Origin of the sequence: Micromonospora sp. NPDC023644 (assembly GCF_040640115.1) — a bacterium.
GTDB lineage: Bacteria > Actinomycetota > Actinomycetes > Mycobacteriales > Micromonosporaceae > Micromonospora.
The window spans coordinates 17705-33325 of sequence record NZ_JBFABA010000002.1; the positions used below are offsets into that span (position 1 = coordinate 17705).

12 protein-coding genes are annotated in these 15621 nt (G+C 74.2%); 7 read left to right on the forward strand and 5 right to left on the reverse strand.

Features of this window, described 5'->3' with window-relative positions:
- Window positions 1–148: 148 nt before the first annotated feature.
- Window positions 149–4501: a S8 family serine peptidase gene (locus tag AB0G08_RS01765; RefSeq protein ID WP_358081641.1), complete on the reverse strand. Its 4353-nt coding sequence runs from the start codon at window positions 4499–4501 to the stop codon at window positions 149–151.
- A gap of 244 nt (window positions 4502–4745) precedes the next feature.
- Window positions 4746–5372, reverse strand: coding sequence for a transcriptional regulator (locus tag AB0G08_RS01770; protein WP_358081644.1), 627 nt, complete (start codon window positions 5370–5372; stop codon window positions 4746–4748).
- A 17-nt stretch (window positions 5373–5389) separates the two neighbouring features.
- Here AB0G08_RS01770 and AB0G08_RS01775 point away from each other — a divergent pair, with 17 nt between their 5' ends.
- The gene (locus AB0G08_RS01775; protein ID WP_358081647.1) at window positions 5390–7018 is read left to right on the forward strand and encodes a pyruvate, phosphate dikinase; all 1629 of its coding nucleotides are present in this window, start codon (window positions 5390–5392) and stop codon (window positions 7016–7018) included.
- Between the two features lie 107 nt (window positions 7019–7125).
- Here AB0G08_RS01775 and AB0G08_RS01780 read toward each other — a convergent pair whose 3' ends face one another.
- Both AB0G08_RS01780 and AB0G08_RS01785 read right to left on the reverse strand, forming a co-directional pair.
- Window positions 7126–8052: an S-4TM family putative pore-forming effector gene (locus AB0G08_RS01780; protein WP_358081650.1), complete on the reverse strand. Its 927-nt coding sequence runs from the start codon at window positions 8050–8052 to the stop codon at window positions 7126–7128.
- A 219-nt stretch (window positions 8053–8271) separates the two neighbouring features.
- Complete coding sequence (locus tag AB0G08_RS01785) at window positions 8272–8802, reverse strand: adenylate kinase (RefSeq protein ID WP_358081653.1); 531 nt, start codon at window positions 8800–8802, stop codon at window positions 8272–8274.
- 475 nt (window positions 8803–9277) lie between these two features.
- On the opposite strand from AB0G08_RS01785, the gene AB0G08_RS01790 reads away from it, so the two are divergent.
- The gene (locus tag AB0G08_RS01790) at window positions 9278–10189 is read left to right on the forward strand and encodes a hypothetical protein (RefSeq protein WP_358081656.1); all 912 of its coding nucleotides are present in this window, start codon (window positions 9278–9280) and stop codon (window positions 10187–10189) included.
- A gap of 80 nt (window positions 10190–10269) precedes the next feature.
- On the opposite strand, the gene AB0G08_RS01795 is transcribed toward AB0G08_RS01790, so the two are convergent.
- Window positions 10270–11418: a M20/M25/M40 family metallo-hydrolase gene (locus AB0G08_RS01795; protein ID WP_358081658.1), complete on the reverse strand. Its 1149-nt coding sequence runs from the start codon at window positions 11416–11418 to the stop codon at window positions 10270–10272.
- 95 nt (window positions 11419–11513) lie between these two features.
- Between AB0G08_RS01795 and AB0G08_RS01800 the strand changes: the two genes are divergently transcribed.
- From AB0G08_RS01800 to AB0G08_RS01820, 5 genes are all read left to right on the forward strand, one after another.
- Window positions 11514–12221, forward strand: coding sequence for a GNAT family N-acetyltransferase (locus tag AB0G08_RS01800; protein WP_358081661.1), 708 nt, complete (start codon window positions 11514–11516; stop codon window positions 12219–12221).
- 2 nt (window positions 12222–12223) lie between these two features.
- Complete coding sequence (locus AB0G08_RS01805) at window positions 12224–12853, forward strand: SIS domain-containing protein (RefSeq protein WP_358081664.1); 630 nt, start codon at window positions 12224–12226, stop codon at window positions 12851–12853.
- Window positions 12850–13989, forward strand: coding sequence for an o-succinylbenzoate synthase (menC, locus tag AB0G08_RS01810; protein ID WP_358081667.1), 1140 nt, complete (start codon window positions 12850–12852; stop codon window positions 13987–13989). Before AB0G08_RS01805 ends, menC begins: the two co-directional genes overlap by 4 nt.
- A 42-nt stretch (window positions 13990–14031) precedes the next feature.
- Window positions 14032–15330 carry an MFS transporter gene (locus AB0G08_RS01815; protein ID WP_358081669.1) on the forward strand — a complete coding sequence of 433 codons (1299 nt, stop codon included), beginning with the start codon at window positions 14032–14034 and terminating at the stop codon, window positions 15328–15330.
- 70 nt (window positions 15331–15400) lie between these two features.
- Window positions 15401–15619, forward strand: a complete 219-nt coding sequence (locus AB0G08_RS01820) for an MbtH family NRPS accessory protein (protein WP_358081671.1) — start codon at window positions 15401–15403, stop codon at window positions 15617–15619.
- Window positions 15620–15621: the final 2 nt, after the last annotated feature.

The following is a 15621-nucleotide window of genomic DNA, read 5'->3' on the forward strand; positions in this document are numbered from 1 at the left end:
ACGTCTGGCCGTACCGCCTGCCCGTGGGGGTGCCGTGGGACGTGAGCCCGGGTACTCACCGCGTCCGGCGGCCCGCCGGTGCGGTCGCGAGGGCGACCGCACCGGCGGGCGTGGCCACGTCAGCGACGGGCCGGGCGGGGCGGTCCGCTCACCATCCGCGGCACTGGCCGGAGGCCGGGCCGCCGACCGTGTTGGCCACCCCGTCGTCCACCGGCGGCGGTTGGTTGCCCACGCACCGCAGCGGCCCGTCGATCCGGTTGCCGGAGACCACGACCGGCGTGTCACCGGTGCGGCTGTCGACCACGCTGACCGGGCCGGTCACCCGCGTGCCGGCGATCAGGACCCGGCCGGTGACGCCGGTGACCGAGAGCGGGCCGTCGACCCTGCTGCCCGTCAACTCCACCACCGTCGCCCCGGTAGCGGTCACCGGGCCGTCGACGGTGGCGTCGAGCGCGACCAGCGCCGCGCCCTTCGCGACGTTGACCGGTCCGGACACCACGGCGCCCGGCGCGAGGCAGGTCACCCCACCGTTGACCGGCAGCGGACCCCGACGCTCACCGCTGACGACCTGGGCGCAGGTCTGGTCGGTGACCTCCAGCGTCACCGGCAACGTCGTCAGCGGGTTGGACGGGTCGTCGCTGGTGACGCAGAGCTGGGCCCGGTAGGTACCGGCGCCCAGCCCGGTGCTGTCCATCGAGAGCGTCACCTCGGTGGACCGGCCGGCACCGGTGCCGGCCGACGTGCGGGACGCCGTCAGCCACGGCACCTCGTCGGGCGTCACGCACGGCTGCAGGTCGGGCAGCCGGACGTGGGTGATGAACCGGGCAGCACCCTTGTCGTTCTCGACCTCGACCAAGCGGCCGGAGCGGTCGATCTCGTGGACCCCCTTGGAGCTGGTGGTCAGGATGTTGCCGTTACCGAGCGGGTGGACGCCCTGGTATCCGCTTCCGCCGGGCGGCGTGTAGACGCCGATCAGCTTGCCGTCGCGGTCCATCTCCCAGACTCCCGGGGTGGAGCCGCTGCCCCAGCTCGCCGCGAGCACGTTGCCGTTCGGCAGCTCCACGAGCTGGCCGGGCCAGCTCAGCCCCTGGAAGAAGCGGGCATTGGCGGCGGAGCCGTCCTTCTTGAAGCTGTGGATGGCGTCACTGTCGCTGGCCGAGACGAGCACGTCGTCGCCGCGGAACAGGATGCCCCACGGTCCCTTCAACCCGTCGGTCCCTGGCGCGACGAACGTACCCAGGAACTTCCCGTCGGCGTCGAACTCGACCACCGAGTTGGCGTTCGCCTGGGAGGCGACCGTCACCAGCACGGTGCCGCGCGGCGAGAGCGCGATGCCCCGGGTGTTGCCCATGACCGTCGGATCTCCCGCACCGCCGGCGGGGGCGAAGACGCGCCGGAAGCTGCCGTCCAGGCCGTGCTCGGTGACCACCGAGTTGACCTGGTCGGACATGAGGAAGCCGCTGCCGTCCGGCTTGGCGATGACCTGGAACGGCGTGTAGAGGTTGCTGGTCGGGTCGAACTTGAAGTGCGGGATGAACTGCGGGTCGATCTGCTTGCCGGTCTGCGGATCGAACGCCATCACCCCACGGGTCGCGCTGCCCGAGTTGGGGATCAGCAGGACACCGTCACGCAGGAGCTGGATCCGCTCGTCGCTCGGGCCGGCGTCCGGGTCGTCCAGCCGCCAGTCCAGCACGCCGTGCCCGGCGTTGCGTACCGCGAACTTCTGGCTGGTGACCAGCCCGGCCGGCTGCCGCGCGGAGAGCGACTTCGGTGCCACCTCGATCTTCGGTACCGGCACCACCGTCAGTTCCAGCGCGATCGTCGTCGTCGGCTGGTCCTGGTCGTTGCTGGCCAGGCACAGGTCGGCCCGGAACACGCCACCGTCGTCCAGGCCGGTCGAGTCGAGCGTGATCTGGATGTCCTGGCTCTTGAACGCGCCAAGGGTGCCCTGCGCCGGGGTCACCTTGACCCAGGTCGGCCAGGCGCAGTCGGCGCCGTCGCCGGTCGCGCGCCAGGTGAGTTCGGCGCCGCCGGCGTTGCCCACCTTGACGGTGTGGCTCTCGCTCTGCGCGACGTCCATGCTGGAGCTCAGCTCGGTCTTGTCGACCGTCAGGTCCGGGGCCGCGGGAAGGACGGCGACCGGGAAGTGAGCCTGGGCGATCGGCTGCCCGTCCGGCGCGTGCCGGGCGTCGGTGGTCAGGTTGATGGCGCCGAAGAGCCAGTTCTTGCGGGCGGTCCCGGTGACGTCCACGGTGACGGTCAACTGCTGGCTGGCGCCGGGCGCCAGGGTGAACTGCGTCGGCGCAACCGTGATCCGCGCCCCGGTCGGGGCCTGCGGCGCCACCTGGTAGGTCGCGGCCACCTTGGCCACGCTGGACACCGTCCGGGTGAAGGTGCAGACCTTGAGGCAGTGGTGCTCGACGACGGCCGGCAGGTTCAGCGTCTGCGGGTCGCCACCGGCGTCGGGGTTGGCCGCGACGAAGTTCGCGGCGGTCTCGTCGAGCACGATGCCGGTCCGGGCGGCCTGGGCCAGGTTGATCCGGCCGGAACCGATGTCGAACGCGTCGGCCGGCGTGCGGCCGTCCTCCTTGACCACCCCGTCGCGGTCCGCGGTGACCGCCAGCGCGGACCGGATCCGCGTCGGCGACCAGTCGGGGTGGAGCGCCGCCAGCAGCGCGCCGGCGCCGGCGACGTGCGGCGACGACATGGACGTGCCCTGCATGAAGGCGTACGTGGCCGGGTTGTCCTTCGCCGCCATGGTGGCGGCGAGGATGTTGCGGCCCGGGGCCGCCACGGTGGGCGCGAGCATGTCGAACTTGCTGGGTCCGCGCGAGCTGAAGTCGGCCACGACGTCGGTCCAGTCGCCGTCGCGCAGCACCTCGCTGCCGGGGTCGACGCGCACGGTGACGGGGCCGTCGGTGGCCGCCGCGTGGTCGCGCAGCCGCTGCCCGTCGGCGAGGGAGACCATCACGGCGGGGATGGTGGTCCCGGCGAGCGCGCCCATCGTGATCGGCGGGCCGCTGTACTGGTTGTGCACGACCACGCCGGTCGCGCCGGCGGCGGTGGCGTTCTTGACCTTCACGGAGAAGTCGCAGCCGCCCCGGGGCAGCAGGGCGACCTTGCCGCTGAACGCCGCTGCCGGGAACGAAACGCAGGCCTGCACGTTGTTCGCGTCGACGGCGCCGGAGTACCGGATCTCACCCTCGATGGGCGGGTTCGGCGAGTTCTCCCCGATGACGGCGGCGATGCCGGTGAGCGCCGCCGGGACGGGCGTCGGGCCCGTCACGTCGAGCCGGTGGGCGATGACCCGCTCGTGGCTGACCGCGGCCACGGACATGTTCCACGGCGCGGTCTTCGCGACGGTGCTGGCGCCCGGGCCGCTGTTGCCGGCGGAGGCGGCGACGAAGATGCCGGCCGAGTACGCCTCCAGGAACGCCTGGTCGACGAGGTCCTTCCACGGGTCGTCGCGACCGGAGATCGAGTAGTTGAGGACGTCCACGCCGTCGGCGATCGCCTGGTCCACGGCGGCGATCGTCGCCGAGGAGAGGCAACCGAGGGCCATGCAGACCTTGTAGGAGATGACGTTGGCCCGCGGCGCGACCCCGGAAACGGTGATCTTGTGCGTGCTGGTGCCGACTGTCATGGTCGCCTCGTGCCGGTTGCCGGCGGCGGTCGAGGCGGTGTGGCTGCCGTGGCCGTTGTCGTCCCGGGCGTCGGTGCCGACCATCGACCAGGCGCCGATCAGCTTGTCGTTGCAGATCGCCTTGTGCTGGGGATGGGTCGGGGCGCAGACGCCGGTGTACGTGCCCGCGCCGTACGGGTTGGTGTGCCGGTAGCCGCCGCCGTCCACGGCCGCGAACGACGGGTGCTCGGGGTTGATGCCCGAGTCGAGGATCCCCACGATGGCACCCTCGCCACGGGTGCCGACGTTCTCCGCCGTCCTGCCCTCCCACACCGCGGGCGACTGGATCAGCGCGTTGCTGGTGTCGGTCGTCAGCTCCAGGACCTCGTCGGGTACGACCGCGCTGACCCCCGGCAGGCCGGACAGGTGCGCCGCCTCGTCCGCGCTGACCTCGACCGCCAGGCCGTTGACCACGTTGCGGTAGATGTGGGCGACGCGCACGGAGCGCCCCAGGGCGGCCTCCATCTCGTCCACCAGGGTGTCCTGCCGCTGCGCCAGTTCCCTGGCGTAGCGGGTGCTCGCCGCGGACCGGGTGTCGACCCTGCCGGCGCGCGCCCTGGTGCCCCGCGTGGCGGCCACCAACGACGGCTTGTCCATCTTGACCAGCCAGAGCCCGCTCGCCGGCTGCGGCTGGCCGGACGCAGGTCGAGGCGGCGCCTCGGGTGCCTGCCGGCTGGCCGGCAGCGGTGCGCGGGAGGGCGCCGCGGCGGCGGGCACGGGGGCGACGGCGAGCAGCATGGTGCTCGCCGCGGCCGCCGCGACCAGACGGGCCGGTGCCCGCCAACGGGAGGGGAACGTTCTTCGGGCAGGCTGTGCCACGGTGAGCTCCTAGGTCACTTCAGCGGCGCGATGGGGGTCCCGCTGCCTCGCCAGAGCCGGGGAGTGCCTGGTGCGGCTGGATGCGATCGTGTGAAACCTAGGTGATCACGAGGACCGAGGCAATGGTGTACGTCCATCCGTGCACCTCACCGGCGCCGCCGGCCGGTCGTGAGGAACACCCGCCCGGCTGTCGGCTCGCCGGTGTCGGCGTGGCGGGCGCGCCCTCCGATAGGGTCGGGCCGACTCAGTGACGTGGCAGGCCGAGAGTGACGAGCAGGTCTTCGTGCAACTGGAACCAGACGACGTGGTAGGACGCGAGGTCGTCCGTCACGTACTCCGACGCTCCGGACGCCGCGCGGGTGAGGGCGTGGGTGAGGCGGGCTCGGTAGCGCTGGAAGCGCGGCAGCGCCACGGCCAGCCGCACGCAGACGACGTCCGCCCGCCGGTGGAACTCGGTGAGTCGGTCCAGGACCCGGCGGTCGTGGGCGGGATCGGCGTGGTCGTTGGGGATCGCGAGCCCGCCAACGGATCGCATCTGCCAGGCGGTGCAGAGATCGAGCAGCTCGGGGTTGAGCAGCAGAAAATCGTCGTACGCCGTGGCCACGGCGGCGCGGGCGCCGGCGGTGTCCAGCTCGACGGCGACGCGTTCGGCGTCCGCGGCCCGGCCCGCCCCGGTGAGACCCCATCCGCCGAAGTCGCCCGGAACACGCGTGACCAGGCCGGCGACCGCCAGATCGATCAGCTCCGACTCGACATCGGACTCGGACAGCCCGGTCGCCTCGGCCACCCGCCCGGGACTCGCGAACCCGATGCAGCGCAGGGTGTGCAGGACCAGCAGGTCCGTACTGGTCGGATGAGGCAGGCATGGCACCACGACAGGCTACCCGCATGACCTGGATCCACCCGCTGTCGGCGGAGGTCGGCGAGTCAGCCGACGTGCTCGGCGGCAAGGGACACGGCCTCGTCGTCCTGCGACGCCTCGGCCTGCCCGTACCGCCCGGGTTCGTCATCGGCACCGCGGCCTGCCGCGCCTTTCTCCGCGACGGGCGCCTGCCCGACGGCCTCGAGGCCGAGTTGGCCTTCGCCGTCGCCGGTCTGGAGTCCGCCACCGGGCGACACCTCGGCGGGCCGGACCGGCCGTTGGTGGTGTCGGTCCGCTCGGGCGGCGGTGCCCCAATGCCCGGCATGATGAGCACGACGCTGAACCTGGGCCTCACCGCCGCGGCCACGGCGGGGCTGGCGGCCGAGACGGGCGACCCACGGTTCGCGCTCGACTCGCGCCTGCGGTTCCTGTCCAGCTTCGCCTGCACCGTGCTCGGGCTGAGCGCGGAACGGCTGGACGCGGTCGTACGCGAGGCGACCCGCCGCGCGGCCGGCGGTGCGCAGGCGCGTCTCACCGCGGCGATCCGGGGCGTGGAGGCGCTCGTTCGCGAGCAGGCCGACGCGGCGGTCCCGGACGATGCGGCGCGGCAGTTGCGGATGGCCGTCCGGGCCGTCCTCTCGTCCTGGCACACGCCGCGCGCCACGACCTACCGCGACCTGCACGGCATACCGCACGATGCCGGCACGGCCGTCACCGTGCAGGCGATGGTGTTCGGCAACCGCGACGAGAACAGTGGCTCCGGCGTCGCGTTCAGTCGGAATCCCAGCACCGGTGAGCCGGTTCCCTTCGGCGAGGTGCTGTTCGGCCGCCAGGGCGACGACGTCGTCTCGGGGAGGTCGACGACCCGGCCGCTGCCGGACCTGACCGAGCGGGAACCGGCGGTGTGGGCCGACCTCCTGGCGGCCATGACTCGGATCGAGGGGCACCACCGCGATGCCTGTGGGGTGGAGTTCACCTACGAGACAGGCCGGCTGTGGCTCCTCCAGGTGCGCCCCGGTGGCCTCGCCGGACGCGCCGCCGTTCGTGCCGCCGTCGACCTGGCCGACGAGACGGTGATCAGTCGCCGCGAGGCCGTGCTCCGGGTGTCCCCGCAGCATCTCCACCACGCTCGCGCGCCCCGGATCGATCCGACGGACGGGATCGACGTGGTCGTCCGTGGGCTGGGAGCCTGCCCGGGCGTCGCGGTCGGCAGGGTGGTGACCACCTCCGACCGGGCGGTCCGGATGGCTGGCGGCGGCCCGGTCATCCTGATCCGTCCCCACACATCCCCGCTGGACATGCACGGCCTCGCCGCCGCCGCGGGAATCGTCACCGCCCGCGGCGGCCCGGCCAGTCACGCCGCGGTGGTGGCGCGGGCGATGGGCAAACCGGCGGTCGTGGGAGCCACCGGTCTCACGGTCGACGTCGCCGGCGCCTGCGTGCGCGCCGGCGGACGGACCTTCCCGGAAGGCACGCTCGTCACCGTCGACGGGGCCGGCGGAGAGGTGGTCGTCGGCAGCCCTCGTGTCGTCACGGCCCCGGACGTCCACCTGCGCCGCCTGCTCGAATGGGCCGACGAGTGCTCGGGGGACGACTCGGACCGCGACGACACGCAGCGCCTGGCGGCGGCCCATGCCGCCCTTCGGCACGCCTGACCCCGGTTCCGGCGCCACCGGTCCGCCGGCGGCTCCTGACGGCGGGGTCGGTCGGCACCGGAGACTTCCTGGCGGCATCCGCCTCCCTCATGCGACGGTCCGCGCTCCTAGTGAGGGCTCGGCTGTCGGGCCACCTGGTCGCCGCGGCCGACGCCGGCCTCGAGCTCTCTCATTCTGAAGCGGAAGTCCGCCAGGTCGCTGTCGTGGAACCGCCAGAAGAACCAGGACGGCATCCGTGGCTGCTGCCGTCGGATGTGGAACAGCACGTCCTGGATCTGCCGGGCGAACCCGACGAACTCCGGCCCGGACACCGCCGGCGGGGAGCCCGCGTCCGCGCTGACGGCCCGCAGCAGGCCGAGGACGCGGGTGCGCTCGTCGGTGTTCGACATCTGCGCTCGGTAGGTGTCCACGCACAGCAGCAACAGGCCCAGCGAGGGGATCAGCCACCCGCTGATCAGCTGGACGACCGTGCTGCCCTCGGCGATGGCCAGCAGGACTCCGACCGCGCACCAGAGCACCACCACGGCGATCATGAGGTGGGCGAACCGGCGACGCACGCGCGAGCCCCAGGCGAGGTTCTGCTCCAGACAGAACAGGACGTCGAGGGGTGCGGGAAGCGCCGCGACGAGGTAGTAGTCGCGCAGTCGTTCCTCCCGGCCGCGAAACCGGCGGCTGAGCCGACTCACCTCGTCCTCGGACAGCCGGTCGCCGACCGCCACCTGGTTCCACGGCAGGCCGAACAGCCTGACGTCGAACATCTCCTGAAGGGTGGCGCTCGTCCGCAGGTGCCGGCCCGCCCACGGAACGATCGCCGTCGCGTAGACCACCGCCCATGCCGCGCCGACGAGCGCCACCGGCGCGGCGGCGGCCGGGAACGCCACGGTCAGCAGGCCCAGGGCGGCGACCACCGCCGAGAGCACGAGGCTCAGCGCCTGCGCGTGCTGGGTGCTGCGGTGGACCACCGCGATGGCGCGGAGCAGGGTCAGGGACGGCTCGTCGTTCTGCCGTCGCGCGATCGGCCGAGAGACCGACACCTGTCCTCCCCGGAGCCCGACACCGCCTGCGATCTCCGATCCGGCGCGCCGGCGCCGGTCGACGACGAGCCGGGCTCGACGAGCCCCGCACCCATCGCGACCGTCACGGTACCGTCTGTGCGCGAGGGTTGTACATCGTCGCCCTGCGCCGCCGTCGTCGTCCGCGCGGTCGCCGCCTCCGTCGCCCGCGCGCTCAGCCGGCGGGCTTCGGGCGCGTCCTCATCGCCGGGTCAGGTCGGCCAGCCAGCGGTCCAGGGCCGCCGGGGAGCGGAACAGCAGCACCGGCGGTTTGGCCGGGTCGGCCTGCCAGGCGCGCATCCGCCGCCGGGCCCGGCCGAACGCGGTGACGTGCCACACCAGGATCGAGTCCCGGGACAGCACGCTGCCCAGCGACTCGCGGTTGCCGTTGCAGATCTCCTCGCCGCTCAGCAGCCGGTGCACCGTGCGCCGCAGCAGCCGCCAGAAGGAGAGCCAACGCGGATAGTCCAGGCCGACGACCAGGTCGGCGCGGGCCAGCACCACGTCCCGCCACCCGTGGTACGCCCCGTCCAGGATCCAGCGGTCGCGCCGGCAGATCGCCTCGATCCGGCTGTGCTGCTCCGCGACCGGCACCTCGACCCAGCCGGGCTGCCACAGCAGGTCGTCGACCGGATACCACGGCAGCCCGAGCCGCTCGGCCAGCCGTGCGGCCAGGGTGGACTTGCCGGCGCCGTACACCGCGTAGACGAGGATGCGGGCCGGTGCGGTCATCGCGGCAGCGTACGCCGTCGGTTGGTCGGGCGCGCGGCGCGATCCCGCCGGGTGCCCGGTCGTCCGCCGCGGCCCACCGGCACGTGGCCGCACGGCGGGCCGCGGCCGGGCGGCGGGACCCGGGTCATACACTCACCCCCTGGTCACGCGGCCGGACGCGGTCGACGTCGGGGGCGGCGAGCCACCCGAGCGGGGGCGGCCCCGGGGGCGGTCACCGGCGTCCCGGTCGGCCAGGAGTGGGTCGCCGGTTCGCGGACCGGCAGCGGTGCGCCAGAGGGGCGGGCCGGCATCGAAGGGACTGCTGGTGGGGCGACGAGGCAACGGGAGCCGGCGGCTGCGGGTCGCGGCGGGGACGGTCGCCGTCCTGGCCGCCACGACGGCCCCCGGTGCGGCCGCGGCCGATCCGTCACCCGCTCCGGTCCCCGGGACGCCGGTGTGCGAGGTGCGTGGTGGCCGGCTGAGCGAGATCTCCGGGATGGCCACCACGGACCGCGGGTTCGTCATGGTCAACGACGGGGCGGACGACGAGGCCCGCCGCCGGATCTTCTTCCTGGACGACCGGTGCGCCGTCGTCCGGACGGTGTCCTATCCGTCCCGTCCACGCGACACCGAGGATCTCGCCGTCGGCGCGGACGGCACGGTGTGGGTGGCGGACATCGGGGACAACGACCGCTCCCGGCAGACGATCGCGGTGTGGAAGCTCCCCCCGGGAACCGACCGGCCGGTGTTGTACCGCATGGCGTACCCGGACGGCCCGCACGACGCCGAGGCACTGCTCGTGACCGACGACGACCGCCCGGTGGTGGTGACCAAGTACTCGGCCACCCTGTACGCCCCGAGCGCGGCCCTGCGCCCGGGCACGACGGCGCCGCTGGTGAAGGTGGGGCAGGTCCGGCTGCCCGCCTCCACCACGAGCAACCCGTTCGGGGCGCTCGGCCGGACGGCGGTCACCGGCGGCGCCACCGCACCGGACGGCCGCCGGGTGGTCCTGCGCACCTACGCCGACGCGTACGAGTTCGACGTCGCCGACGGCGACGTGGTCGCCGCGCTGACCGGCGGGACCCCCCGGGTCGTCGCGCTGCCCGACGAGCCGCAGGGCGAGTCGGTCACCTACGACCGCGACGGGCGGTCCCTGCTCACCGTCTCCGAGACCGCCGGCCGGCCGCCGGGGACGATGCCCGGGATCCTGCGCTACCCGCTGCCGGCGGCCGTCCCGTCCCCCGCGCCGACCGCCACGCCCGGTCCGACGACCCCCGCCGCCGCCGGCGCCGGGGCCGCCCGCTCCGGCGGCGGGACCTACCTCGTGGCGGCCGGAGCAGTCGGGCTGGCCCTGATCGCCGTGGGACTGGTCGCGCTGGCCCGGGCACGGCGCGCCAGGTCGCGCTGACCCGCGCGCCGGGTCGCCCTGACCGACCGCCGCGCGCCGGGTCGCGCTGACCGTCCCGGCTGCCGGGGACGCGCGCCGGGTCAGGCGCCGTCCCCGGGTGACGGGCCCGCGGCGTGGAGTCCGGTGAGCAGGGCGGCCAGCAGGTCGGTGCGCGCACCGATGCCGGCGGCCGAGACCCACTCCTGCCGGGCGTGCGCGCCCCCACCGGGCGGGGCGAGCCCGTCGATGGTGGGACGGCCGAGCGCACCGGTCGTGTTGGTGTCGGCGGCGCCGTCCGCCGGGCGGCCGGCGAGACGCTGACCGAGGCCGGCGGCGATTCCCACGACACGGTCGAGCAGGTGCGCCCCCGCCTCGTCGGGCCGCCAGGTGGGCCGGTGCGAGAGCAGCCGGGTGGTCAGCCGGGCGCGATCGCGCACCGGTCGCAGCGACTTCAGGCCGGTGAGGACGGCGTCCTCGTTCTCGGGGTCGGTGAAGCGCAGCCCGAGGTCGGCGTGGGCCTCGCCGGCGACCACGTTGGTCCGCCCTCCGCCCGCGACGGTGCCGGCGTTGAGCAGGACCGGCCGGTCCGCGACGAGTGCGCGGACCCGCACGAGCTGGTCGACGAGCTCGTCGATGGCGTTGACGCCGGCGTCGGGGTCGAGCGCGGCGTGTGCCTCGACCCCGGTGACCTCGATGCGGACCCGGGTGCTGCCGCGCCGGCCGGTCTTGAGGTCGCCGCCGGGGTGCGGCGGTTCCAGGCCGAGCACCGCGCGGGCCCGCGCCGCCTCGGCCCGGACCAGCCCGGTGGCGGTGGGCGAGCCGGTCTCCTCGTCGGCGACGACGACGACCCTGATCTCGGGGTGCGGGGCGCCCTGCCGCGCGACGCGGGCCGCCGCCGCGAGCAGTGCGACGATCCCGGCCTTGGTGTCGTACACGCCCGGGCCACGGACGGTGTCTCCCTCGACGGACCACGGCATGGTGGACAGCGTGCCGACCGGCCAGACGGTGTCGTAGTGGGTCAGCAGCAGCACCGGGCCGCCCGGGACCCCCCGCGCCGGAAGGGTCCAGACCAGATGGTCGCCGCCGGGGTGCGACTCCCGGGCGGTGTCGAAGCCGGCGTGCGCGGCGTCCGCGTCGAGCACGTCGGCCAGCGCGGCCAGCGCCCGGCGGTCACCGGTCGGTGACTCGTGCAGCGTGTAGCGGTGCAGCGCGGCGAGCGCGCCATTGAGCTCCGGCGATGAGTACGACACATACGGACACTATGTTCGGCCCGACACCTTGTCAACGAGCGCATAGTGCGGCAGCCTGAGGGACATACGATCGCTATCTTTCGAGGGGTGAGTCGATGGTCGGTGACACCCGCAGGATCGTGGCCCGTGACCTCGCCGGGCTCGCCGAGTGGACGGCGGCATCGGCGCTCTACCGGGCCGTCTTCGGTTACGAGGGCCCCGAGCACGCCGTCAGCCCCCGCCTCCTGGCCGCGCTGCGCGAGAACGCCGGCACCGCGGTCGGCGCGTTCGACGAGGACGGCTCCCTCGTCGGCTTCTGCTACGGCTTCACCGGAGTCGAGCACGGCGAGCTCTACCACTACTCGCAGGCCGCGGTCGTCGACGCGCGGGCGCAGGGGCGCGGCGTCGGCCGCCTGCTCAAGCACGCCCAGGCCGACGCCGCACGGCGCGCGGGCGCGCACACGATGCGGTGGACCTTCGACCCGTACGCGCTGCGCAACGCCCACTTCAACCTGAACGTGCTGGGCGCCGTCGGGATCCGGTTCCTGCCCGACTTCTACGACGACGGCGGCAGCGACCGGGTCCTGGTCCGGTGGGACCTCGACCGGGCCGGGGACGCCAGCCCGACGCCCGCGCCCGCCCCCGGGCACGCGGCTGTGGACTCGCCCGCCGACGACCGTACCGCCGCGCCGGGGCCCGACGACCGCGCGCGGCTGCGCCGGGAGCTGGCCGGCCGGTTCGCCGCGGGCGGGCGGCTCGTCGGCGTAAGGCGGGCGGACACCCCCGGCCGCGTCAGCTACCTGTTCGAACGGGACGAGGCATGACCATGACGAGATCGACGCCCGCGGAGCGCTTCGACCGCAACGTGCAGCGCAGGTCGGCGCAGGTGCTCAAGCAGCGGGTCCTGGAACAGCAACGCGCCGAGTTCGCCAGGGCGCTGGCGTGGGCCGCCGGGCAGGACGCGATCGAACGGGCCGCGGCGCTCATCGTGTCGGCCCGGCGCCGGTACCTGCTCGGCCACGGCAAGTCGCTCGGCTACGCGTCCCTGCTCGCCGCCGACCTCAGCGCCGGGCTCTCCGGCGTCCACCTCGTCGACGACGCGGCGCTGCGCTCCCTCGACGTGCTCGGCGACATCCGGCAGGGCGACCTGCTCGTGGCCGTCTGCATGGCGCGCTACCGGCGCGAGACCATCGACGTCGCCGCCGCGTACGTCCGCCACGGCGGTCGGCTGGTCCTCGTCACCGACGCCGAGGACGCGCCGTTGGCCGACAGCGCCGCCGCCCGCATCGTCATCGGCACCGACAGCGCCTCGTACGCCAACTCCCCCACCTCGGTGGTGCTCGCGCTGCACCTGCTCGCCACCCTGACGATCGCCAGCTCGAAGGGGGCCGGGCGCCGCCTGCGCGAGCGCGACGCCCTCGCCGCCGAACTCGGCCTCTACGCGGAGCAGCCGTGACCGGCCGGAGGCGGATCGAGGTGGTGGAGCTGCGCCGGGTCCGCCTGCCGCTCGTGCACCGGTTCCAGACCAGCTCCCACGCCAAACGCGAGCTGGAGCACGTCCTGGTCACGCTCACCGACACCGAAGGCGCCGTGGGGTGGGGCGAGATCGCGTCGCCGAGCGGCCCGTTCTACGGCGCCGAGACCGTCGAGAGCTGCTGGGCCGTCGCCCGTGACCACCTCGCGCCGCTGGTCCTGCGGACCGCCTGGGAGCACCCGGCGGACCTGGCCGCGGCGCTCGGCCGGATCCGGGGCAACCACTTCGCCCGCGCCGGGTTCGACGTCGCCGCCTGGGCACTCTGGTCGGCCGCCGAGGGCACCTCCCTCGCGCACGCGCTGGGCGGCACGCGCGGCAGCGTCGAGGCGGGCGTCTCCCTGGGCATCGAACCCACCGTCGACGACCTCCTCGCGCAGGTGCGGCTGCGGGTCGACGAGGGCTACCGCAGGATCAAGCTCAAGATCGCGCCCGGCTGGGACGTCGAACCGGTGCGGGCCGTCCGCGCGGCGCACCCGGACGTACCGCTGCACGTCGACGCCAACGGCGCCTACCAGGACGTCCCCGAGCACCGGGCGGTGCTGGCGGAACTCGACGGCCTGGGCCTGCTGATGATCGAGCAGCCGTTCGCCCCCCGGGCCCTCGTCGCGCACGCCGCCCTCCAGGACCGCATCGACACCCCCGTCTGTCTCGACGAGTCCGTGGAGGAGGTGGACGACCTCGTCACCGCGCTCCGCCTGGGCGCCGTACGCGTCCTCAACGTCAAGGTCTCGCGGATGGGTGGGCTGACCCACGCCGTCCGGGCGCACGACCTCGCGCGCGAGCACGGCGTCCCGGTCTGGTGCGGCGGCATGCACGAGTTCGGGATCGGACGGGCCGCCAACGTCGCGCTGAGCGCACTCGCCGGCTTCACGCTCCCCTCGGACGTCTCCGGCTCCGACAAGTACTACGCCCGTGACGTCACCACCCGCCCGATCGTGAGCACCGACGGGCTCGTCGAGGTGCCCACCGCGCCCGGGCTCGGGTGGGACGCCGACCTGACGTACATCGGGGAGAGGACCACCGACCGGCTCGTGCTGCGCGCCGACGGCGCGACGTGACGCTCCCGGCGCGGCGGCCACCCGGGTAGCCTGACCGGCACCATGGACGGTCACCGATTCGCCGTGTCCCGGCTCCTGCCGCCGCCCGGGCTGCCCCGGGCCATCGCGTACCAGTCCGCCATGGTCGCCGTCGGCAGCGGCACCTTCCTCACCGGCAGCATCGTCTTCTTCACCGAGGTCCTCGGGCTCAGCGCGGTGCAGATCGGGGTGGGCTTCTCGATCGCCGGGCTCGCCGGGGTGCTGACCTCGCTGCCGCTGGGCGCGCTGGCCGACCGGATCGGCGGGCAGCGGTCCTGGGCCGTCGGCGCGCTCGGTTCGGCGCTGACGTTCGCCGCCTATCCGCTCGTGACGTCGTTCGCGGGCTTCGTGGTGCTGATGGTGGTGGCCGCCGCCACCGACTCGTTCGCCAACGCCGGACGCACCATCTACACCGCCGACGCCATGCCGGCCGGGGACCGGGTGCGGACGATGGCCTACGCGCGCTCGTACCTCAACGCCGGGTTCACCGCCGGCACCGGGCTCGGCGCCCTCGCGCTGGCGTTCGACTCCGCCGCCGCGCTCGTCGCCATGGTGCTGCTCAACGCGGCGTTGTCACTGCTCAACGCCGGCCTGGTGACCCGGCTCCCGGCCGCCCCGGTGGTGCGCCACGACCGGGCGGCCACCGCCTCGCGGTGGGCGGTCCTCAAGGACCTCCCCTACGTCACGACCGCCGCGCTCCTCGCCGTCATGATGTTCCACGCGGTGATCCTCGTCGAGATCCTGCCGCTCTGGGCGATCACCCACACCGACGCCCCCAAGCCGCTGCTCGGCGCGATGCTGGCCCTCAACACGGTGCTGGTGATCACGTTGCAGGTGCCGGCGGCGCGCGGCGCGGACTCGCTTCCCGGCGCGGCCCGCCTGATCCGCCGGGGCGCCCTGGTCACCGCGGTCGCCTGCCCGGTGGCCGCGCTCGCGGGCCGGACCGGCGGCGCGTGGACCGTCGTCGCGCTCCTCGGCGTCGTGGTGCTGGTGACCACCACCGAGTTGTGGTTCTCGGCGGCGCTCTGGTTCGTCCAGACCAACGTGCCGCCCGCCTCGTCGCGCGGGGTGTACCTCGGCACGGCACAGACGATCAGCTCGACGGCGGACGTCTTCGCGCCGGTCGGCCTGACCCTCCTCGCGATCCAGACCGGCGGCTGGGGCTGGTGGGTCGTCGCGGCGATCTTCGTGGGTTGCGCGCTCGCCGCCGGCCCAGCTGTCGGCTGGGTCGCCCGCACGCCCCGGATCGGCGGGGGCGACGCCGCGCCGCCGGGGGCGTCCACACCGGACTCCGAGCCCGTCGTACGACCCACCTCCGCCTGACGTCGGAAGATCGACCGATCCTTGACACGGAATCGACGTGGCTGAAATCCTTCCCGGCGAAGGGGGTCCGATGAGCGCTGACGACGACACCCGGACGTATGCCGTGGTCGTGAACGACGAGGAACAGTTCTCGATCTGGTGGGACGACCGGGAGCTGCCCGCCGGCTGGCGGCGCGAGGGCTTTACCGGGTCGCGCAGCGAGTGCCTCGCCCGGATCGACGAGGTGTGGACGGACATGCGGCCGCTGTCGTTGCGGCGCTGGATGGACGAAAACGCCGCCACCGGCTGACG

Excerpts from the sequence above, each read along its gene's own strand:
- AB0G08_RS01785 (WP_358081653.1), bottom strand. The coding sequence starts at position 8,802 with ATGACCGCACCGGCCCGCATCCTCGTCTACGCGGTGTACGGCGCCGGC.
- AB0G08_RS01815 (WP_358081669.1), top strand. The coding sequence starts at position 14,032 with ATGGACGGTCACCGATTCGCCGTGTCCCGGCTCCTGCCGCCGCCCGGG.
- AB0G08_RS01790 (WP_358081656.1), top strand. The coding sequence starts at position 9,278 with ATGGCCACCACGGACCGCGGGTTCGTCATGGTCAACGACGGGGCGGAC.
- AB0G08_RS01800 (WP_358081661.1), top strand. The coding sequence starts at position 11,514 with ATGGTCGGTGACACCCGCAGGATCGTGGCCCGTGACCTCGCCGGGCTC.
- AB0G08_RS01820 (WP_358081671.1), top strand. The coding sequence starts at position 15,401 with ATGAGCGCTGACGACGACACCCGGACGTATGCCGTGGTCGTGAACGAC.
- AB0G08_RS01805 (WP_358081664.1), top strand. The coding sequence starts at position 12,224 with ATGACGAGATCGACGCCCGCGGAGCGCTTCGACCGCAACGTGCAGCGC.
- AB0G08_RS01775 (WP_358081647.1), top strand. The coding sequence starts at position 5,390 with ATGACCTGGATCCACCCGCTGTCGGCGGAGGTCGGCGAGTCAGCCGAC.